The organism is Marinobacter sp. L-80 (assembly GCF_056859395.1).
The window spans coordinates 78941-99104 of sequence record NZ_JBSXOI010000075.1; the positions used below are offsets into that span (position 1 = coordinate 78941).

Annotated in this window: 20 protein-coding genes; 10 read left to right on the forward strand and 10 right to left on the reverse strand. The window is 58.6% G+C overall.

The genetic code is table 11. The features are described from left to right. Nucleotides 1–24: 24 nt before the first annotated feature. The 7 genes from AC13E3_RS17435 (at nucleotide 25) to AC13E3_RS17465 (ending at nucleotide 8348) form a co-directional block, all read left to right on the forward strand. Nucleotides 25–477: a YaiI/YqxD family protein gene (locus AC13E3_RS17435; protein WP_008176059.1), complete on the forward strand. Its 453-nt coding sequence runs from the start codon at nucleotides 25–27 to the stop codon at nucleotides 475–477. Between the two features lie 102 nt (nucleotides 478–579). After that, nucleotides 580–2382: an ABC transporter ATP-binding protein gene (locus AC13E3_RS17440; RefSeq protein ID WP_482902291.1), complete on the forward strand. Its 1803-nt coding sequence runs from the start codon at nucleotides 580–582 to the stop codon at nucleotides 2380–2382. Nucleotides 2383–2450: 68 nt separating this feature from the next. After that, a complete protein-coding gene (locus AC13E3_RS17445; RefSeq protein WP_482902292.1) occupies nucleotides 2451–3224 on the forward strand; it encodes an ABC transporter ATP-binding protein in 774 nt (257 codons plus the stop codon). After that, nucleotides 3214–4149 (forward strand): ABC transporter substrate-binding protein, encoded by a 936-nt coding sequence (locus AC13E3_RS17450; RefSeq protein ID WP_288366017.1) that lies wholly within the window; start codon nucleotides 3214–3216, stop codon nucleotides 4147–4149. Before AC13E3_RS17445 ends, AC13E3_RS17450 begins: the two co-directional genes overlap by 11 nt. Next, nucleotides 4139–6169 (forward strand): Fe(3+)-hydroxamate ABC transporter permease FhuB, encoded by a 2031-nt coding sequence (fhuB, locus tag AC13E3_RS17455; RefSeq protein ID WP_482902293.1) that lies wholly within the window; start codon nucleotides 4139–4141, stop codon nucleotides 6167–6169. The genes AC13E3_RS17450 and fhuB overlap by 11 nt, the downstream gene beginning before the upstream one ends. Further along, nucleotides 6156–6974: a (2Fe-2S)-binding protein gene (locus AC13E3_RS17460; protein WP_482902294.1), complete on the forward strand. Its 819-nt coding sequence runs from the start codon at nucleotides 6156–6158 to the stop codon at nucleotides 6972–6974. Before fhuB ends, AC13E3_RS17460 begins: the two co-directional genes overlap by 14 nt. A gap of 252 nt (nucleotides 6975–7226) precedes the next feature. After that, nucleotides 7227–8348: a PQQ-dependent sugar dehydrogenase gene (locus AC13E3_RS17465; protein WP_482902295.1), complete on the forward strand. Its 1122-nt coding sequence runs from the start codon at nucleotides 7227–7229 to the stop codon at nucleotides 8346–8348. On the opposite strand, the gene AC13E3_RS17470 is transcribed toward AC13E3_RS17465, so the two are convergent. Continuing rightward, complete coding sequence (locus tag AC13E3_RS17470) at nucleotides 8342–8755, reverse strand: GFA family protein (RefSeq protein ID WP_008176076.1); 414 nt, start codon at nucleotides 8753–8755, stop codon at nucleotides 8342–8344. The genes AC13E3_RS17465 and AC13E3_RS17470 overlap by 7 nt on opposite strands. A gap of 121 nt (nucleotides 8756–8876) precedes the next feature. Between AC13E3_RS17470 and dkgB the strand changes: the two genes are divergently transcribed. Then, nucleotides 8877–9686, forward strand: a complete 810-nt coding sequence (gene dkgB / locus AC13E3_RS17475; RefSeq protein WP_008176080.1) for a 2,5-didehydrogluconate reductase DkgB — start codon at nucleotides 8877–8879, stop codon at nucleotides 9684–9686. On the opposite strand, the gene AC13E3_RS17480 is transcribed toward dkgB, so the two are convergent. The 3 genes from AC13E3_RS17480 to AC13E3_RS17490 form a co-directional block, all read right to left on the reverse strand. Then, nucleotides 9655–10332 carry a DUF6064 family protein gene (locus tag AC13E3_RS17480; protein WP_482902296.1) on the reverse strand — a complete coding sequence of 226 codons (678 nt, stop codon included), beginning with the start codon at nucleotides 10330–10332 and terminating at the stop codon, nucleotides 9655–9657. The genes dkgB and AC13E3_RS17480 overlap by 32 nt on opposite strands. Further along, nucleotides 10329–11264 carry an aldo/keto reductase gene (locus AC13E3_RS17485; protein ID WP_482902297.1) on the reverse strand — a complete coding sequence of 312 codons (936 nt, stop codon included), beginning with the start codon at nucleotides 11262–11264 and terminating at the stop codon, nucleotides 10329–10331. Before AC13E3_RS17485 ends, AC13E3_RS17480 begins: the two co-directional genes overlap by 4 nt. Before the next feature lie 194 nt (nucleotides 11265–11458). Further along, a complete protein-coding gene (locus AC13E3_RS17490; protein ID WP_482902298.1) occupies nucleotides 11459–12229 on the reverse strand; it encodes a glutathione S-transferase N-terminal domain-containing protein in 771 nt (256 codons plus the stop codon). A gap of 332 nt (nucleotides 12230–12561) precedes the next feature. Between AC13E3_RS17490 and dacB the strand changes: the two genes are divergently transcribed. Next, nucleotides 12562–14067 carry a D-alanyl-D-alanine carboxypeptidase/D-alanyl-D-alanine endopeptidase gene (dacB, locus tag AC13E3_RS17495; RefSeq protein WP_482902299.1) on the forward strand — a complete coding sequence of 502 codons (1506 nt, stop codon included), beginning with the start codon at nucleotides 12562–12564 and terminating at the stop codon, nucleotides 14065–14067. A 64-nt stretch (nucleotides 14068–14131) separates the two neighbouring features. Here dacB and AC13E3_RS17500 read toward each other — a convergent pair whose 3' ends face one another. After that, entirely contained in the window at nucleotides 14132–15232 is a 1101-nt protein-coding gene (locus tag AC13E3_RS17500; RefSeq protein ID WP_227497873.1) for a fasciclin domain-containing protein, read from the reverse strand. A 200-nt stretch (nucleotides 15233–15432) separates the two neighbouring features. After that, complete coding sequence (locus AC13E3_RS17505) at nucleotides 15433–15567, reverse strand: DUF2798 domain-containing protein (protein WP_008176094.1); 135 nt, start codon at nucleotides 15565–15567, stop codon at nucleotides 15433–15435. Nucleotides 15568–15711: 144 nt separating this feature from the next. Between AC13E3_RS17505 and AC13E3_RS17510 the strand changes: the two genes are divergently transcribed. After that, entirely contained in the window at nucleotides 15712–16590 is an 879-nt protein-coding gene (locus tag AC13E3_RS17510) for a DUF6279 family lipoprotein (RefSeq protein ID WP_482902300.1), read from the forward strand. 71 nt (nucleotides 16591–16661) lie between these two features. On the opposite strand, the gene AC13E3_RS17515 is transcribed toward AC13E3_RS17510, so the two are convergent. From AC13E3_RS17515 to AC13E3_RS17530, 4 genes are read right to left on the reverse strand one after another with little or no spacing between them, the layout of a single operon-like run. Next, nucleotides 16662–17432, reverse strand: a complete 771-nt coding sequence (locus AC13E3_RS17515; protein ID WP_482902301.1) for an SDR family oxidoreductase — start codon at nucleotides 17430–17432, stop codon at nucleotides 16662–16664. Nucleotides 17433–17449: 17 nt separating this feature from the next. Further along, nucleotides 17450–18139, reverse strand: a complete 690-nt coding sequence (locus AC13E3_RS17520) for a histidine phosphatase family protein (RefSeq protein ID WP_482902302.1) — start codon at nucleotides 18137–18139, stop codon at nucleotides 17450–17452. Further along, complete coding sequence (locus AC13E3_RS17525; protein WP_482902303.1) at nucleotides 18139–19203, reverse strand: phosphotransferase family protein; 1065 nt, start codon at nucleotides 19201–19203, stop codon at nucleotides 18139–18141. Before AC13E3_RS17525 ends, AC13E3_RS17520 begins: the two co-directional genes overlap by 1 nt. 50 nt (nucleotides 19204–19253) lie before the next feature. Beyond that, a complete protein-coding gene (locus AC13E3_RS17530) occupies nucleotides 19254–20072 on the reverse strand; it encodes an SDR family oxidoreductase (protein WP_482902304.1) in 819 nt (272 codons plus the stop codon). Between the last annotated feature and the right edge of the window lie 92 nt (nucleotides 20073–20164).

Here is a 20164-nt window from a genome sequence, read left to right on the forward strand (position 1 = left end):
ACCAAGCAAACAAAAGGAACCACCATGCCAATCTGGGTCGACGCCGACGCCTGCCCCGTCCCAATCCGGGAAATCATCTGCCGCGCCGCCACCCGCTGGCAAATCGACACCACCTTCATCGCCAACCACACCATCACCCTGCCCCCGAGCCCTTACATCAAGCGCCGACAGGTCCCACAGGGCTTCGATGTGGCCGACAACGAAATCATGGACCAGATGCACAAAGGCGACCTGGTCATCACCCAGGACATCCCCCTGGCCGCCGAAGCCATTGAAAAAGGCGCCGACGTCTTCAACCCCCGCGGCCAGGCTTTCACCAAAGAAAATATTCGCCAGCGCCTTGCCATGCGCAACTTCATGGAAGAAATGCGTAACGCCGGCCAGGTGACCGGAGGGCCCGCCCCATTCAGCCAGACCGACCGCAAGGAATTCGCCGACAAGCTTGACCGCTGGTTGCAAAGAAACGCACGCAGGTGATAATGATTCTATTTTAAAACCGAAGCAGATCCGCTACCCTTCCCGCCTTACTGTTTGCAGGCTAACCATAGGCCTGCCTGATTCACGGGAGAGAAGCGGAGTATGTCCTCACACAGCCACAAAACCACCAGCAGTTTTGCTGCCCTCGCCCGCCTGCTCAGATACGCCCGGGGATATCGCCGGCAGATCATCACCGCCACCACCTGCTCCATCATCAATAAACTGTTCGATATTGCCCCGGAAATCCTGATAGGCGTTGCCATTGATGTGGTCGTCAACCAGGAAGAGAGCTTTGTGGCTGGCCTGGGTTTTGAAACCGCCCAGGAACAGATCACCATACTGGCCGTACTCACCTTCTTTATCTGGGCCGGTGAATCCCTGTTTGAGTACCTGTTCCAGATTCTCTGGCGCAACCTGGCCCAGCGGCTGCAGTCGGACCTGCGACAGGATGCCTACGAACATGCCCAGCGCCTGGACATGAGCTTCTTCGAGGCCCGCAGTTCGGGGCAACTGGTGGCCACCATGAACGATGACGTGAACCAGCTCGAACGCTTCCTCGACGGCGGCGCCAACGCCATGATTCAGGTAGTGGTGACCGTGGTTGCCGTCGGCGCCGTATTCTTCGTGCTCTCGCCACTCATTGCCCTGCTGGCATTCACGCCCATTCCCCTCATTATCTGGGGCGCCTTCTACTTCCAGCGCAAAGCCGGGCCACTGTATGCCGATGTTCGTGAAAAAGTGGGTGACCTATCCAGCCGGCTGGCGAACAACCTGGGTGGCATCGCCACCATCAAGAGTTTTACCGCTGAACAGCGGGAGGCGAGGCGCCTCAAAGAGAGCAGCGAAGCCTACGTAGAGGCCAATCGCCGGGCCATCCGCATCAGCTCTGCGTTTATTCCGGTGATCCGGATGGCCATCCTCGCCGGCTTCCTGGCCACCTTCACAGTCGGCGGCATGATGGCTCTCGAGGGCAGCCTGAACGTGGGCGCATACGGCGTACTGGTGTTCCTGACCCAGCGCCTGCTCTGGCCTCTGACAGGGCTTGCCGAGGTCATTGACCTGTTTGAACGTGCCATGGCCAGCACCCGTCGGATTCTGGACCTGCTGGCCGAACCCGTGCACGTCCGTGACGAGGGAGGCAAGGCTCTCCAGGAACCGGTAAAAGGCGACGTTGAGCTGGAGAAAGTAAGCTTTCACTATCCCTCCAGCGGTGCCGGCATCCGGGATATCAGCCTGAGCGTGCCAGCCGGCAATACGCTTGCACTGGTTGGCGCTACCGGTTCCGGCAAATCGACTCTGATCAAGTTGCTGCTGCGGTTCTACGACCCCAGCCATGGCGAGATCCGAATCGATGGCCAGCCTATTCGGGATCTCAGCCTGCAATCTCTGCGTGGCGCGATCGGGCTGGTGAGTCAGGATGTCTATCTGTTCGAGGGCAGCATTCGGGAGAACCTGGCCTACGGAAATCCGGCTGCCAGCGACGCCGAGATCACCGACGCTGCGAAAACCGCGGAAGCCTGGTCCTTCATCGAAGCCCTCCCTGAAGGCCTGGACACACCGGTCGGTGAACGGGGCGTTCGTCTGTCCGGGGGACAGCGCCAGCGACTGTCCCTCGCCCGTGCACTGCTGAAAAATCCGCCGATCCTGGTGCTTGATGAAGCCACCAGCGCCGTGGACAACGAAACGGAAGCCGCCATCCAGCGGTCACTGAAGCGCATTGGCCATAACCGGACCGTGATCATGATTGCCCATCGACTCTCCACGATCGTTGATGCCGACTCCATTGCGGTGATTGAAGGCGGCAAAGTGCTGGAACAGGGAACCCACCGGGAGCTGCTGGACCAGGATGGCGCCTACGCCAACCAGTGGCGGGTACAGACCGGACAGATTCAGGCCGCCGTTTAACGCAATATATATTGATAGTGATTCGCATTTAAATTATCCTGCAGGCCCTAAGTATTCCGGGAGCCTGCATGCCTGTTTTTTTTGACGTTTCCAGTCTCAATGTCCGCATTGGCGACACCGCAATTCTTCAAAACCTGAACCTCGGATTCGTTGAGGGCGAGGTAACCGCCCTGCTCGGGCATAACGGCTCCGGCAAGTCCACGCTGCTCAAGGTGCTTGCCCGCCAGCTCGCACCGTCTTCTGGCGAAGTACAGCTTCTGGGGAAATCCTTCCGGAGCACAGGCGCCCGGGAGTTTGCCCGCAGCGTGGGCTATTTGCCCCAGCATCCACCGGGAACCGACGGTTTGACGGTCCGCGAGCTGGTTGCCCTGGGACGCTACCCCTGGCGCGGCCCTCTGGGCCGTTATAACGAGGAAGACCACCGACTGATTACCCAGGCCATTGAGGACACAGGGCTTGGTCCGTTCCAGCATCGCTCTGTCGACACCCTCTCAGGTGGTGAGCGCCAGCGTGCCTGGATTGCCATGCTGCTGGCCCAGCAGACCCAGTGCCTGCTTTTGGATGAACCCATATCGGCCCTGGATGTAAAACACCAGGTTGAAACTCTGCGCCTGGTCCATCGTCTCGCCGAACAGCGGGATCTTACGGTTGTCGTGGTGCTGCACGATGTGGATCTTGCCGCGCGGTTCTGCGACCGTCTGGTCGCCCTTAAATCCGGGCAGCTTGTCGCCGATGGCAGCCCCAGGGACATCATGGACTCCGGCATCCTGGAATCCATTTATGGCGTGCCCATGGGCGTAATGGAACGGGCGCCCGGACAGTGGGTGTCCTATGTTCACTAGGTCTGAACGCTTCTGGCGATACAGCGCGGCGCTGCTGTTGAGCCTGGTGCCGGTCCTTACCAGTGCCGCAAGCTGGCAGCACGAACAGGGGACCCTGACCCTCGATAAAACGCCGGAACGGGTGATTGCTCTGAACTGGGCCGCCACCGAGGCGCTGCTGTTACTGGGTGTCACGCCCATCGGCGTTGCTGATCGCGATGGCTATAACGCGTGGGTCAGGGAACCGGAACTTCCCGAAGGTGTGGCCAACGTCGGCACCCGGGTGGCACCGAGCCTGGAAGCTATTTCCGAGCTAAAACCGGATCTGATCGTCACCAGCTCCGAGATGGCTCCCGCAGCCAACCTGCTGGAGCGCATTGCGCCCACCTACGTTGTCAGCGTTTACAAACAAGGCTCCCGACCGTTCGAGAAGGCCAGCAGTATGCTTACCACTCTCGGTGAGATGCTGAACCGGGAAGAACGTGCAAAGTCTGTTCTCAACGACATCGACCAGACCCTGCAGGCTCAGCGCCATCGTCTGGAGAATGCCGGCCTCACGGACCGACCGGTGGCGCTGGTGAACTTTCTGGACGACCGCCACGTTCGCGTATACGCACCCAACGGCCTTTTCCAGAGGGCCCTGAACGCCCTTGGCCTTGAGAACGCCTGGCCCCACTCCGGGAATTACTGGGGGTTCTCGGTCGTCGGGCTTGAAGCTCTTTCGCCCTATCAGGACAGCCGGATCATCATCATTTCTCCGACCCTGCCCGGGTTGTCTGACACCCTGGCCAACAGCCCTTTCTGGACCTATCTGCCGCCGGTTCAGCGCGATCAGGTGTACCAGATTGATCCGGTCTGGCCGTTTGGCGGGGTCTTCCCGGTCAAGCGACTGGCAACGTTGCTCGCTGAAGGTCTGCTGGCTGGAGGTTCAGACAATGTACGCTGAATCTGCAAACAACCAGGTCAGTCGCCCATCCCTGCCCGCAAGGGTGCCACTGGCTGCCGCACTGATCTGGTGTGGCGCGTTTCTCGCGAGCGCGGCGCCCTGGTTTGGCCAGCTCGACGTCGGCGCCCTCATCGCCGCCTTCTGGACGTTCGAAGCCAACAATTACGCGTCGGTACTGGCGCACTACAGCTGGGCACCCCGTGTCGCCATTGCCGTCCTCATTGGCTGTGGCCTTGGCCTCGCCGGCGCGGTTACCCAACAGATCCTTGGCAACCCCCTTGCCTCACCCACAACCCTGGGCGTGGAGGCCGGCGGCCAGTTCGGGATAACAGTCGCGACCATGTTCTTTCCCGGGTTGCTCGCCTTCAGTCCGGACCTGGTGGCGGTTTCCGGAGGGCTACTGGCAATCGGACTGGTTATAGCGCTCACCTGGCGCCTGGGCTTTTCACCGGTCACCGTGATACTGGCCGGACTTGTGGTCACCTTTTTCCTGGGCGCCGTGAACATGGCGTTCCTGTTACTCAAGGGTGAATGGCTAGGGAACCTGTTTATCTGGGGCGCGGGCTCCCTGGTCCAGAATAACTGGCAGCCGTTTATGGAACTCTGGCCCCGGGTGCTGGTGCTGGGCGTGTTAATGATCCTGTTGATGCGCCCGCTGCAGGTCATGCAACTGGGGCAGACCTCTGCCCGGTCCCTCGGCGCCAAAGTCGGTCTGATTCGGGTGCTGGCGCTGTTTCTGGTGGTTCTGATGAGTGCCACGGTGGTCAGCCGGGTTGGTGTCGTGGCCTTTATCGGTCTTGCGGCACCGGTGCTGGCAAGGCTGCTGGGCGCCCGTACCCTGTCCGAGCGCCTGATCTGGAGCAGTCTCCTGGGCGCGGGTCTGCTGTTACTGGCGGATACCCTCGCCCACTGGGCATCCACCTGGGGCGACGGATCACTGGTTCCCACCGGCACAACCACCGCCCTGATCGGCGGACCGATTATTCTGCTGGCCCTGCAGGGTTTGAAGAACACCCATCATATGCCCGGGCAAGACGACAGCCCCGCCGGTTTCCTGCCCAAAAGACGTTCCACCCTTGTGATTGGCGGAGCCATAGCCGCCCTCCTTCTGAGCACCATTGGTATCTCCATGGGGTGGTCCCCGGGGCTGGACGAGTGGAGCTGGACTCCGATCGCCCAGTGGCACGAGGCGTGGGTCTGGCGCGGCCCCAGATTACTGGCAGCCATTCTTGCGGGCGTGGCCCTGGGCCTTGCAGGAACGCTGATCCAGCGAATGACAGGCAACCCCATGGCCAGCCCGGAAATGCTCGGTATCAGCGGCGGCGCGGCGGTGGTTATGGTTTTGATCGTTCTGTTCGGTGCCGATATTGGCCGGGCAGGACAGCTGGGAGCGGCCACCCTGGGCGCCGCAGCTGCCCTCGGTTTGTTGATCATGCTGGCCCGAAAACACCGGTTTGCCGGCAACCAGCTCCTGCTCGGCGGGCTCGCTTTATACGTGTTCATGGACGCAGGCCTTCGCCTGGTCATGGCTTCCGGTGGCACGGTCGCCTCGCAGCTTCTCAACTGGATGTACGGTTCCACCTGGCTGGTCTCGGAAGCCGAGGCCCTGGGGCTTTTGGCGCTGATCGTGCTGATTTCGGCTGGCCTTCTGGCGATTATCCGACCCCTGAGCATTCTTCCCCTGGGTGAAACATCGGCCAGTTCACTGGGCTTGCCGGTAACGAAAGTCCGTCTGCTGTTGCTTCTGTTGGCGGCGCTGCTGACCGCTGCGGCGACGGTGGTGATCGGTCCGCTGAGTTTTGTGGGCCTTATCGCACCCCACCTGGCCCGTGTTCTGGGCCAGCAGACCGTAGGGCGACAGCTGATCGTTGCTGCCCTTGCCGGAGGCTTGTTGCTGGGCGTTGCCGACTACCTGTCCAGAATTGTTGTTTACCCCAACCAGCTTCCGGCGGGGCTTCTGGCCGCTCTGGTCGGTGGCCTGTATATCCTCTGGGGGCTGAGTCGCCATGGCAGAGCCTGACCGTAAGCCCGGGCTCGGCCAGTGGGCCCGGGAATACAGCCATCTTCTGAGCCAGTCAGGGCTGGACAGGGAATCGGTTATAAACGAGGCGCTGCAACCCTCTGTGGGTGCGCGTAGCGGCCTCTTTTCTCTGGCCCAGTGCCTTGAGCAACCGTCGCTACTGCTCGGCCAGGTTGCCATCGACTACCCAATCGCCGGGCCCCGGGCCGTGCGCGCGTTTGTTTCTGTGCTTCAGCAGGATCTGGCGCTCAACGTGATCGCGCCGCTGACCCTCAGGCTGTTCCGCGACGGCCACGCGCCTTTACCGGACGCCAAACGAATATTCCTGGCCCCGGCGCACGACCAGACACAAACGGTATCCCGATGGTTTCAGGTGCCGGGCGGGGAGCGGGTTGATGAAGAAACGTTTGTCCGGTCCGCAGGCGCTCTGACAGCTGGGTGGTACCCGGCCTTCCGGCAACAGCTGGGAGTCAGCCCTGGTGCCTACTGGAGCAGTATAGGGCTTGGATTGGGGGCACCGTTCTCAGCCGTGTGGAATCGGGCCGAACCGCAAGCGCTTTGCCAGTTGGCGCAAGGATGGCTGGAGCAGTTCCAGAACGATGCAAACCAGTTCATCGACTGGATTCCAGCGGTGTTCGGTGAGCAGACCACGGCAATCCCCCAACGAAAGGGGTGTTGCCTGAAATACCTGCTCCCGGAAGGCGGTTACTGCGGCACCTGTGGTGTGCATCGCAAGGAACGACTCGCCGCACTTACGCCCCAACAGCGGACGACAGCGCCAGGCCAATGGCAACCAGGCCGATAAGCACACCCGCCCCTGCCGCAAGCTTCAAACCTTCGATCATTTCCTGTTCGGGTGCCATTCCCTTTCCTCCCGTTTAAGGTAAACCCACTGGACTCCACTTTATTGCGAATCATTATTATTTGCAATAGTCGATCACTGATCCGTAATTGACCCGGTGCCCTATACTCCTGGTAACGGGAGCGCTGCTCGGCGAAGCCCGCTTCAACTGCTACTCTGAATGTTCTAATGGCACCGGTAGGAACGGAGGCTTCAATGGGTATATTCAAACACCTTGTCCTGACAGGCAGCTTATTGCTGGTTGCCGTTCCCGGCATGGCAAACCAGACCTTTTCCTCCGATAAAGCAGATTTCCGCCTGGAAACCGTGGCACAGAATCTCGAACACCCCTGGAGCCTCGCATTTATGCCGGACGGCTCCATGCTGGTGACAGAACGGGAAGGAGAGCTGCGAATGATTCGGAACGGTTCGCTGGTGAATGACCCCATCAGCGGAGTACCCGAGCTCGTGGTATCCGGCCAAGGCGGATTGCTGGACGTTATTCTCCATCCGGACTTTGAGCAGAATCAGGTGCTTTTCCTGAGCTACGCCCACCGAAACCGGGACGGCATGACTACCCGGGTAGCTCGCGCCCGGTTGAGTGGTGATCGCCTCACCGACGTTGAAGTCATTTTTGAGGCCCTGCCCCGCTCCGGCGGCGGCCGACACTTCGCGGGCCGCATGGAATTTGACCGGGATGGCAACCTGTACGTGGCGGTGGGCGACCGGGGAGAGATGGACCGGGCCCAGGACAATTCTGACGATGCCGGAGGCGTACACCGGATTACGCCCGACGGTGGCCCCGCACCAGGCAACCCGTTCCTGGACACCAGCGGCGTCAACGATACCTTTTACACAACCGGCAACCGCAATATCCAGGGCATGACCATTCACCCGGAAACGGGCGAGATCTGGAGCCACGAACACGGCCCCCGGGGTGGCGACGAAATCAACATCATCCGGGCAGGCACCGATTACGGATGGCCGACAATCACCTACGGCATCGACTATTCTGGCCTGCCCATTACTGACAAAACCGAGAAGGAAGGCATGGCCCAGCCACTGCATTACTGGGATCCATCCATTGCGCCCTCAGGCATGGCGTTCTATACCGGAGATCTGTTTCCGGAATGGCAGGGGGACCTGTTCGTGGGCGCACTCAAGATGCGCAAACTGGTTCGCCTGCGCATTCAGGACGGAGAAGTGACGGAAGAGGAAGATCTGCTGACCGATCTCGACGAACGGATCCGCGATGTGCGCATGGGCCCCGATGGGGCACTCTGGTTGCTCACGGATTCACCCCGGGGCAAGGTTTACCGGATGGTGCCGGCTCAGTGAGGGTCGTTGGTTCTTTCAGTCTTTTCAAACTGTGGGAGTTCGTCGGTAATCTCGAACCAGTCGGACTTTGAACCAACGAAGACGTGTTGGGCCGGCCCCTTGCCCAGGGGTTCGTTGATGCAACCGACTCTCAGGCGGAGAATCCCGGGAATCGCATCGACACGGCTGTAGAGCTGGCTGCCGCAACGGCTGCAGAAACCCCGGTACTTGCCGGGGCGTGATTCGAACTCGGTAATCCTGTCTTCGCCGGATACGAACCGGAACCGCACCTTCTGCACCGGCGCGCTGGCCGAGAAAGCGCTGCCGTGGGCACGCCGGCACTGGCTGCAATGGCACAGGGCCACCGGGCCGAGCGGGCCATCGTATTCGAAACTGATATCGCCACACAGGCAACGACCGGTGTACATGGTCCGGGCCTCACTGCTTCTGGTCACTGGTTAAGTCACGCGCGATGATACCCGCGGGCCACTTGAAGAACCAGTCTGCCGGCACCACTTTAGAAACACATGATTCGCTAAGGAGGACATCATGTCATTCAGCGCACTTCCGAAAATCGGCATGGGAACCTTCCGGCTCAAGGGCAATGACGCCCGTGACGCCGTCAAGAGCGCCCTGTCCCTGGGCTACCGCCATATTGATACCGCCCAGATGTACGAGAATGAAGCGGAAGTTGGCGATGGCATTACCTCCAGCGGCATTCCGCGCAGGGAAATTTTCCTGACCACCAAAATCTGGTTTGACCAGCTGCACGCCAGCGACCTGATCAACAGCCTGCACGACAGTCTTGCGCGGCTGAAAACCGACCATGTGGATCTGGCCCTGATTCACTGGCCATCCCCCGGTGATGAAGTGCCCATGAAAGAGTATCTTGGCGCCCTCAGGGATGCCCAGCGCGAAGGGCTGGCCGAGCACATCGGCATTTCCAACTTCACCTGCGCCCAGATGGATGAGGCGAAAGAGATCTTGGGCGACACACCCATTTTCACCAACCAGGTAGAAGTGCACCCCTTCCTGGCGAACCGAAAGGTTGTAGAGCATGCACAAAAGCTTGGTATCACCGTGACCGGCTATATGCCGCTGGCCGTTGGCAAGGTTATGGAGGACGAAACGCTTCAGCGCATTGCCGGTGAGCGAAACCTGTCCCCGGCACAGGTGGCAATCGCCTGGGTAGCGTCCAGGGGCGTCGTGCCCATTCCTTCCTCCACACGCCCGGCGCACCAGAAGGCCAATCTGGAGGCATTGGAAGTTCAGTTGAGCGAGGAAGAAATTCGTGCGATTGATAAGCTGGACCGCAACGAGCGAATCGCTAATCCAGACTTCGCGCCGGCCTGGGACTGAGCCAGAACCCGGCGCCAACCAGCAATAGCGTAGCGACAGGAGTGACAAGCAGCCAAGAGGTTTGCAGCACCCAGAACATGGCCGCGCTGAACAGACTCCACAACACCAGCAGCGGCAGGTAAAGCCAACGCCAGGGCCCGGTTATCACTGCAACAATCAGGGCACCGGCCGCTGCGGTAGTGCCGGGCGCGATGCCAAACAGCGCGAGCGCCTGCCACTGGCCAGACTCCGCCAAGACCAACCAGGGCAAACCACACGCCACGATCAGCCAGAGGGCGACAAATCGGCCAGATGATAGCGCGCCCCCATGAACGCCACCGAAAAGCATCGCGGCGGCAAGCAGAATCCCTTGCGCCACAAAAGCCCAGCCAAACCACGCCGCCGGCCAGTTAATGGGTCCGAAATAGCCCACCAGAAATCCATAGCCACTGGCTACCCAGGCAACCACCATCAGCCCGACAGCAAAACACCTTGCGTTCCGGCCCTGCCTGAAAAGCAGAACAGGAATGCCAATGGCAGCGACCACCGCCAGCACCTGCCAGGGCCAGAGATCCTGGTTGATCCGGACAAACAGCCGCAGAAACACCTGCGGCCCGAACATCACGAAATCCTGCAGCGAGTAGCTCAGCCAATCCGCACCACTCACAGAGACCTCACGTAATCCGCCATCCGCTGGCGCTGATCGGCATCCGGAAGCGCCCCATAGAGTGCGCCCATGTTCTCCTTCATATGCTCGACCTTGCTCGTGGCCGGAATGGCACAGGTCACGGCCGGATGGGAAATGATGAACTTGAGAAAGAACTCCGCCCAGTTGCTGATACCGGCCTCCCCGGCCCAACCCGGCAGCGGCTCGGACTGGAACCGGCGAAACAGCGAACCGCCCTGGAACGGCCGGTTAACGATCACCCCGATGCCCCGCTCCTGGGCCAGTGGCAGCAACCGATTCTCAACCTCGCGATCCAGAACGTTATAGGTCAGTTGCACGAAATCCAGCGGTTCCCGCTCCATGATCTGTGCAAACTCCCGATGCCGTCGACCGTGGGACGTGGTGATGCCGATATACCGAACCTCACCGTTAGCCTTCATCTGCTTGAGGGTTTCAAGATGCCCTTGCCAACCCAGCAGATTGTGCACTTGCAACAGATCGAACTGATCCAAACCCCAGCGCCTGCCCGAACGCGCAGCCTCCTGCCGGGTTTCCGATTCGTCGCCGGTCCAGATCTTGGTTGCTGCAAAAATCCGGTCGTGGGCGTCCAGAGAATCCAGCGCCTCACCAATCACGTCCGCAGCGGTGCCGTACATCGGCGAACCGTCCACAACGGTTCCGCCCAGATCGAAGAAGGTTTTGAGGACTCTGGTACGCTGCGCGACCAGTTGCTCGTCGCCACCAACGTTGAAGGTAATCCAGGTGCCCATGCCGATCGCAGGGATGCTTTCGTTCGCTCCCGGGATCTGGCGCATGATAGGGGATAAAGAGGCTGTTCCCGACGTGTTTGCAAACAGCGACGGAGATTTCAAAGCGAGCCCGGCAAGACCCGCATTGATAAGAAACTGTCGTCTACTGAACCAGCCAGCCATGTTTCCACTCCCACCGCGACGAATTTTCATGCGAATAGCACAAGGTGCCAAAGCGTGGGCGGGTCATCCCTTTGCCAGACCGTGGAGGGCCAGGGATGGCCCGACCGAGCCTACATGGAAGTATTTACGGCGTGTCTGGCAAAGGGATGACCCGCCCATGCGACCACTTGAGAGCTGACAGTCTTCGTCGCAGGTCAGTTCCCGTAGTGGGCGTCGAGATATTTCAGAATACGGGCAGACTCGAACAGCCCTTCCCCGGTATTGGGGTCTTCAAGATAGGGCACCTGAACCCGCTTGTGCACCTGGAAAAACGCATCCCGCTTGCCACCGGGAATCGGCGTATAGAGCCCCGGCTTGATACGCTGCTTCGCCGGCCCGATCTCTGTCCAGTGCTCCTTGCCCAGATTGTGCAAGGTATAGGGGATTTCCAGCTCACAAAGCCGCTCACGCACCAGCCGTGAAAACGGGCTGCCCTCAAAACTCCATAGGTGCAACGGCTGCTCCGGCCGCTTGCCCTGGCTGACCCTCAGCCCCCGCATGGCGCTGGTTACCGAGGCTACAGAGCCCAGGACCGGCTGCCAGACCCGGCCACGATAGTAGGACGGCACCGACCGGCCGGCATATTGCCGGAACAGATACTCGATGATTTCCTCGGATTCGTACATGACCGTGCCCGTGTTCTGGTCCGCCAGCAACGGGAACTGTTGCCTGCCTCCCAGCGACTCCGCCTGGGCCCGGAAAACCGAACCACCCTTCGGGCAGGGCCGGATGTCCACATCCAGATTCAGGGCAGTCAGGGCTTCACGAACACGGCGGCAATAAGGACAGCCTTCCATGTCATAGAGCACGATCGGCTTTTCCGGCTGAGGAACCTTTTTAACCACCAGGCAACCGCGCCAGGCGGTGAGCGACGACGTTGCAACCGAGCCCAGCACGTGAACGTTGTGAGACAGCATTTTCGACATAAACAAACCTTTTGTTGGAGACAACACCATTATCACGCAATCTGACGATTTTCCATTGGCTCACGGGATCAATCCCGGGGAATGTTAATTTTTGTCCACCTAACCCCATGATTCGAAAGGGCACTTACATGGCGTCACAAAAATTCAATACAAACAACGACACTACTGCCATTTTTTAACGTCATGTAGAGCTTTTCTGCATAGTACAAACGGCCAGGATGGGCTATTGTTGGGGTATAAGAACTCACTGGACGGTGATGATGGCTATCAAGGGTATGCGACGCTCAGGCTCATCAAGAGCAGAAAAACTGTGTCCTCAATTCAGACGCTCTATGCTGGCATCCCTCATGGCCTTCACTGTGATGGCGGCCCCTTCCGTCGCAGTCGCCGAGAACGATGACTCCGGCTTCTCCGGCAATCGCCTCTGGACCAACCAGCTGAAGGATTACGCGCTTCAGTCCCTGCAGAATGAAGATGCCATGAGCATGGCGGCCATTCCCCTGAATGGCCCCGGCATCAATCAGTACATCAATGCCGATGCCCTGATGAGCCCGGGCTCCATCATGAAACTGGTTACCACCTTTGCGGCACTGGAGGTACTCGGCCCCAATCACCACTGGGATACCGATTTCCTGACCGACGGCGTTATGGCCGGCGACACCCTCAAAGGCAATCTCTACGTCCGCTTTGGCGGCGATCCGAAGCTCACCATCGAACGGCTCTGGACAACCCTGAGCGAGCTGCGCAGCATGGGGATTACCAAAATTGAGGGCGACCTGATTCTTGATGGCACCTACTTTGAAGTCGATGGTGGTTTTCCTGCGTTTGAAGACAACGGCGATAACCCCCATGCGCCCTTCCTGGTAGAACCTTCCGCCTACCTGACCAACCTGAACCTGATGCACTTCCAGGTTCGCGCCGACGAGCGCGGCACCCAGGCCTGGAGCACGCCTTCCCTGGGCGAAGTGGTCATCGACAACCGCGTGGTTGCCACCGCCGAGGGCCCCTGCCCGTCGCGACGAAACTTCGAATGGGAGCCCATAATTCATGAAGACCATCGGGTGACTGTGCGGGTAACCGGCGAGCTGCCCCAGGGCTGCCGGAGCACCACCTACCTGTCGCTGCTGCCCCATGAGCAGTACAGCGCCTCGTTGATCCGTTCCTTGCTGGCAGACCTCGGGGTCGTGGTCTCGGGCGGCGATCTGAACGGAGTCACGCCGGAAGATGCACGGCTGGTGATGAAAACCACCTCGCCAGACCTGGTAACCATGGTGAGAGACATCAACAAGTGGAGCAGCAACGTCATGGCGCGCCAGCTGCTGCTCACCATTGGCGCCGAGAACCGCCTGGAAGATGAGAACGATGACCGGGTTGCCGGCATTCGTGTGATCTATGACTGGCTCGAAGACAAAGGCATTAACACCGCCGGCATGGTGATCGACAACGGCGCCGGTCTCACCCGACACGGCCGCATTACCGCCCGCCAGGGCGCACAGATCCTGCAACATGCCTGGAACAGCTCTTACTCGGCAGACCTGATGGCCTCCATGCCCATTATTGCGATGGATGGAACCATGGCACGCCGCCTGCGCAATACCGGCATGGACGGCGAAGGGCGCATAAAGACGGGTTATCTGGAAAACGTAAGGTCGATCGCCGGATTCACCCGCGACTCAAATAACACCACCTGGGCCGTCGTAGGCATGGTCAATAATGATCCGGCCTGGAATGGCCAGGCCGTGCTGGACCGGATTCTGTATTCGCTGCATTTCCGGCCGCCGACCGGGACTGCGATTTCACATGCATCTTCCGGCACTTCTGATACCAGTATTCAATAAAAAAGCCTGCTGAAACAGCCGGCCCAGCAGTCATGCTTTGAGCAACGAAACAATGCTTCGACTACTAGTCGACTGCAAAAATCACTTTGTCGATCACATGAATCACGCCGTTGGACGCCTCAACTTGGGCTTCGGTGACGTTGCTGCCCTCGATAACCAGAGCGTTGTTTTGTATATCAACGTTCAAAGTGGTGCCAGCCAGGTTCGCTACCGTACCGCCATTCGAAGCGTATGCCGTGAGAGAGTCTATCGTTGTTCCGAGAATATGTTGCTCGAGAATGCCTGGCAGATCTGGGCTGGCAAGCAATTGCTCTGCCGTAAGACCCTGATCAGCTAACAACGTTGCAAAGGCGGCATCTGTTGGCGCGAACACAGTCAAGGCCGCATCCGGGTCCGAGGCTGCAGCGACCAGATCGGTAGCGCCCATTCTTCCGCTTGCTTCTAGGAGTGCATCTAGCAGAATTGTGAACTCAGCATCTTGTTCAGCGTTTGCGAGCGCCGTTACGATCTCCGCAATCGTTGAATCTGTATCACTGAGATCGCTCGGTGGGGGAAGAAGTACTTTGTCGATTAGGTGAATAACACCATTAGTCGCATCGACATCAGTTACCGTTACTCGAGAGGTGTTTACGTATAATACGTTTTCACCACTTTCCTCAGAAATTGAAAGCGCGACGTCTTTACCGTTCACTGTTGGAACGAGACTTTCTGCAGGAGCGTTTTGAGCGACGCTAATAGCAGAGTCTGCCTTCACTTCACCTACTGACGTTGCGAGCACGTGGTAAGGCAGAACCGCGTTTAATAACGCTGTGTTGGCCAACAACTCTTCAGCCGTGATACCCAAGTCATCTAACAGAGCTTGAAAGGCAGCGTCTGTCGGCGCGAACACGGTTAACTCGTCATCTCCACCAAGTAGTTCAGCGATAGTCGGGTCTGCTGCAAGAACGGCCTCTTCAAGGATCGTCGTGTTTTCATTTTCAACGGCGATTTCCAGAATAGTTTGCGTTGCAGCATCTGCTGAGTCGTTATCATCGTCATCAAGCCAACACCCGGACAGCATAACACTGCCCGCCAAAACCATCGGTAAAGCGTATTTTGTATTCATTGTTTCAACTCCCCACTTGTAGAGGTTGTTTACCAGGATTTGAGTGGTTCGAACCTGCACAAATTCAGTCCTTGAATCATGCGTCAATGCATGTACGGGGAGTCAGAAAGAACGGATTTGCATCTTTTAACATTTAAGCTTACATCTGTACGCAGTCAGTGAAGTCTGCGAATGGTGAACTCGGTCATCTTCCCGGCAAGCGGAGCGATGAAGGTTACCAGAGGGAAAGCAACGGCCCAGGCGACCAGGAAAGCCGGCTCCTATCTGTAGTGGAACTCACTGTCGATGCCCGTATTGATGAAAGTGATCACTCCGGACATCAGCAGGGACATGATTCCGGACATGTAAAAGCCGAAGATCAGCTGGTGTAGACGTGAAAGTCTCATTTTGCTCATGACTTCTCCTGAACAGTGCTCCAGCGTTCCTCGGAGCAGCATCTGAAAGGCGTGATATGTCGTACACTGTTAACCAATAAGCGCCGAATGATAGTGAGCTTGCAACCCTTTTTCGATACGCCTTTTTACCAGGACAGGTGAGCCATGGATACCGGTCACGAGAGCGCAAACAGTTTTGCCAAACCCTTTGTTCTCATTCTAGTACTGGCGTTTGGTCTGGTTGGCTGCAGTTCGACCAAGGTGGCTTATCGATACGCTGACTGGGGCATCGTGTGGTGGGTAGAGGATTACGTGTCACTTACCGCCGACCAGAAGCAGCAACTCAACAACGATATTGCACAACTGCGACAGTGGCATTGCAGTGCCGAGCTGCCCCGTTATCAGGCCTGGCTGGATGAACTCGAGTCTGACGTATCTAACAACCCGCCCGATCAGGCCACTGTCGAATACCATCAGCAGCAGCTTTTCAGTTTCTTCCCGAGTCTTCTGGAACGGGCAACCCCGGTCGCAACAAACCTTCTCTCCAGCCTGAGCGATGAACAGGTACAGGAGTTGGCGGACAACATGGCGCAAAGCCAGCGGGAAATGGAAGAAGAATTCCTGGCCGATTCCCCGGAGGCGACAGCCGAGGCCCGGGCCGACAGAACCGCAGAGCGGGTCGAACGTTGGCTGGGGGAGCTGAACAGCGAGCAACGAAACATCGTGCGGCAGTGGTCAGCCAATCGGGGCGCCCAGACTGAAATCTGGCTGCAGGGGCGGCGTAACTGGCAACTGGCACTACTGGAAATACTGGAAGGAAGAGACGAGCCCACGTTCGAGGCGGAACTGGAATATCTGATTCTCAATTCCGAGGAAGTGCGGGGAGAGGCCTACAAAGCCATGATGGCGGAGAGTCGCGTAGCCATGGCGTCCCTGATGCATGATCTGATCCTGGCGGGTGACAACACAACACTGGCCCATCTGCAGAATCGGGCAGTAGAGCTCAACAACGACTTTGAAGCATTGACCTGCTCACCGGCCTGATATCCCGGACGAATTGAACCAGGGGCCGGATGAAGACTTTCATCTGGCCCCTGCCTGCCCTGAGACTACACTTAGATCGTCAGGTAACCACCATCGGCGTTGATGCAGGCGCCAGTGGTATAACTGGAGGCATCGGAAACCAGGTAGAGCACGGTACCCGCCATCTCACTTGGATCCGCCACCCGCTTCATGGGGATGTGAGCCATCGCCTGCTTCTTGATGGCTTCGTTCGTAGTCAGGGCGCTGGCAAACTTGGTATCGGTCAGCCCCGGCAGCAGCGCGTTCACGCGGATTTTCTGCTGACCCAGCTCCATGGCAAAGGACTTGGTCATGGAGATTACGGCGGCCTTGGTGACCGAGTAGATGCCCTGGTAGTGCCCCGGATTGACGCCGTTCACGGAGGCCACGTTCACAATGGAGCCGCCACCGGCTTTCTTCATCATCTGGGCGCCACGGGCGCACATGAAGAAATAGCCCCGGATATTCACATCCACGGTCTTGTTGAACGCTCCCAGGTCGGTGTCCTCTACCGGCCCGAAGTAAGGGTTGGCGGCAGCGTTGTTCACCAGAATGTCCAGCTGGCCGTGGGTCTGTTCAATGTGCCCCCAGATACTCTCGATCTGGTCCATATCACCAATGTGGCAGGCGTAGGCTTCGGCGCTACCGCCAGCATCCCGGATGCTGCTGGCAACGGCCTCGCAACCGTCAATCTTGCGGCTGCTTACGATCACGTGGGCGCCATACTCGGCCAGGGTGCGGGCAATGCTCTCGCCAATGCCGCGGCTGGCACCGGTAATCAGGGCAACCTTGCCAGTCAGATCAAACAGATTCTTGCTGCTCATTCGTTCACCTCAATTCACTATCGGAATGTCACCAGGGCGGGATCATCCGCTTCCAGGTGGCTGTAGTTATTAAAAACGGCCAGGCTGCGCCGGGGGCCTGAATAAAGGACCCGCGACACACTGGTGTTGGCGATCACCTCGTTCAGGCCCAGTGCCCGGGCGTCGTCCAGGCCAAGCAGATGCTGGGCTATTACGGAAATCGGTCCACCGGAAGTGGCCACCAGCACGTCGCCGCCATCGGCGTACTCAATCATCTCCTCGAAGGCCGCCAGAACTCGGGCCTTGAAGTCCGGCCAGCTTTCCTCGTACTCATGGTCATACTCGCCCGAGGCCCAGCGATGTACAGCGTGCACAAAGGCCTCCTGGAACGCCTTGGCCGGCTTGGGGAACGCCTTGAGATCCCGCGCCATCACCGCGCGGTCACTCCACTCCGGGCGGTACCGGGCCACCACAGTGGTGTGATCAAACTCGTTGAAGCCGGGAACCACCTGCATATCGGGCAGTTTGGATCCGTACCCGGTGGCGATGGCTTCAACGGTTTCCCGGTGGCGTTCCAGATCGCCTCCGAAAACCGCTGCCGGTTCCACTTTGCCCGCCAGCCAGCGGCCAAGCACCCTACCCTGCTCCCAGCCCGTGGGAGACAGTTGATCGTAGTTTTCTTTCCCGAAACTGGCCTGGCCGTGACGAACCAGATAAATCGTCGCCATTACAGGGAGCTCTCCGCAATCAACCGCTGGCAGCGCTTCTCGAGATAATTAGCGGCATGGCCAAAGGCGGCGAAACGCTTGTCCTTGGTCTGGCCATGGTAAAAACGGTAATAGATCTGCTGGACGATCACTGCCAACCGGAACAGGCCGTAGATCTCATAGAAGTCGAAGTTGTCGACCTTTAAGCCGGACTGCTCCATGTAATATGCCACCACTTCCTTGCGGGTAAGCATGCCCGGGCGATGGGTCGGTTGGCGGCGCAGCATCTGGAACGGGCCTTCGTCGTCCGCCTCAATCCAGTAGGCCAGGCTGTTTCCAAGATCCATCAGCGGATCACCGATGGTGGCCATCTCCCAGTCCAGTACGCCAATAACCTCGAACGGGTTGTCCGGGTTCAGCACCACGTTGTCGAAGCGGAAATCATTGTGGATCACCACCTGGGCAATGTCGTCGGGCATCTTGTCATTGAGCCAGCTCATTACCTGCTCAAAGTCACCCACATCGTCGGTGCGGGCCTTGCGGAAACGGTCGCTCCAACCGCCAATCTGGCGCTGAACGTAGCCCTCGCCCTTGCCCAGTTTGTCCAGGCCTGCTGCTTTGGCATCGACACGGTGAAGATCCACCAGCTTGTCGATCACGTTCAGGCAAAGCTTGCGGGTATCGGCTTCACTGAGCTCGAAATCCTCTGGAAAGTCCTGGCGCAGGATGATGCCCTTCAACCGTTCCATCACATAGAAATCGCAACCCAGCACGTCGTGATCATCGCAGATGGCGATAATGGTGGGCACGTAGGGATAGACCGGCTTGAGCGCCCGCATGACCTTCGCCTCACGCAGCATGTCGTGGGCAGACTTGGCGATCTTGCCGAATGGCGGCCGACGCAGCACATAAGACCGATCACCGTAGTCCACCTGATAGGTCAGATTTGAAGCACCGCCCGGATACTGGCGAATCTCGGGCTCGCCTTGCAGATCCGGGATCGCCTCTTTCATGAACCGGTCCACGGCGCCGGTGTCCAGCTCCTCGCCTTCCCGGATGTCCACGGCCTCGTCGATTTGGGTCATTCAGGACTCTCCTTTTGAATCTTCAGTTTAAAACAGTAAAAACCGCGCATTCAGGCCTTGCTGCCACCCATCTTGCTCATCCAGCGCTTGCTTTCCTGATGCATCAGCCAGTCGAAAGCCTTGGGCGCATGGCGTTTGAGCATCCACATGCGGCGCTCCTTGGCGTGGGGCAGTACCCAGAAGCTCTTGTTGTTGACCGACCGGAAAATATCCTCGGCCACGTCCTCGGCGGTTACCGTGGAGCGCTTCATCAGCTTGTTCACGTTCTGCTGAATGCCGGGAATATCTGAACGCATGCTGCTGGTCAGATTGGTCTGGAAAACCGCCGGGCACACGCAGCTCACATGAATACCGGCATCCCGAAGCTCCTGGCTGAGTGTCTCGGACAGGGCGATCACGCCAGCCTTGGTCACATTGTAGCTATCCATCAATGGCGCGAGCATCAACCCTGCCATCGAAGCCACATTTACAAAGGCCCCGGAGCCCTGTTGCTTGAACTGCGGTGTAAACGCCTTACAGCCGCGAACCACGCCCAGCACGTTAATATCGAGAATCCACTCCCAATCCGCCATTGTGGTATCTTCAATGGAACCGGCAGAGGCAACGCCAGCGTTGTTCACCACCACGTCAACGCCACCCCATTTCTTCACGAGATCATCGCGGACCTTTTCGAAATCGGTCAGGCGTCGAACATCGCACTCGACGAAATAACCTTCGCCTCCGGCCGCATTAATCTCTTTCTCGACGCCAACACCCTGCTCCGGGTTAATGTCGCCGATGCAGACTTTGGCGCCTTCTTTGGCATAACGCAGTGCTATGGCGCGGCCAAGTCCGCTGGCGCCTCCGGTTATGAATACTCTCTGAGTCATCAATGCTTCCCCGCTGTTATCTTGCTAAAAACTGAAACCAACTCCGAAGTACGACGGATTCGGCGGAAGGGTGTTTCTGAAACTGTGCGGAG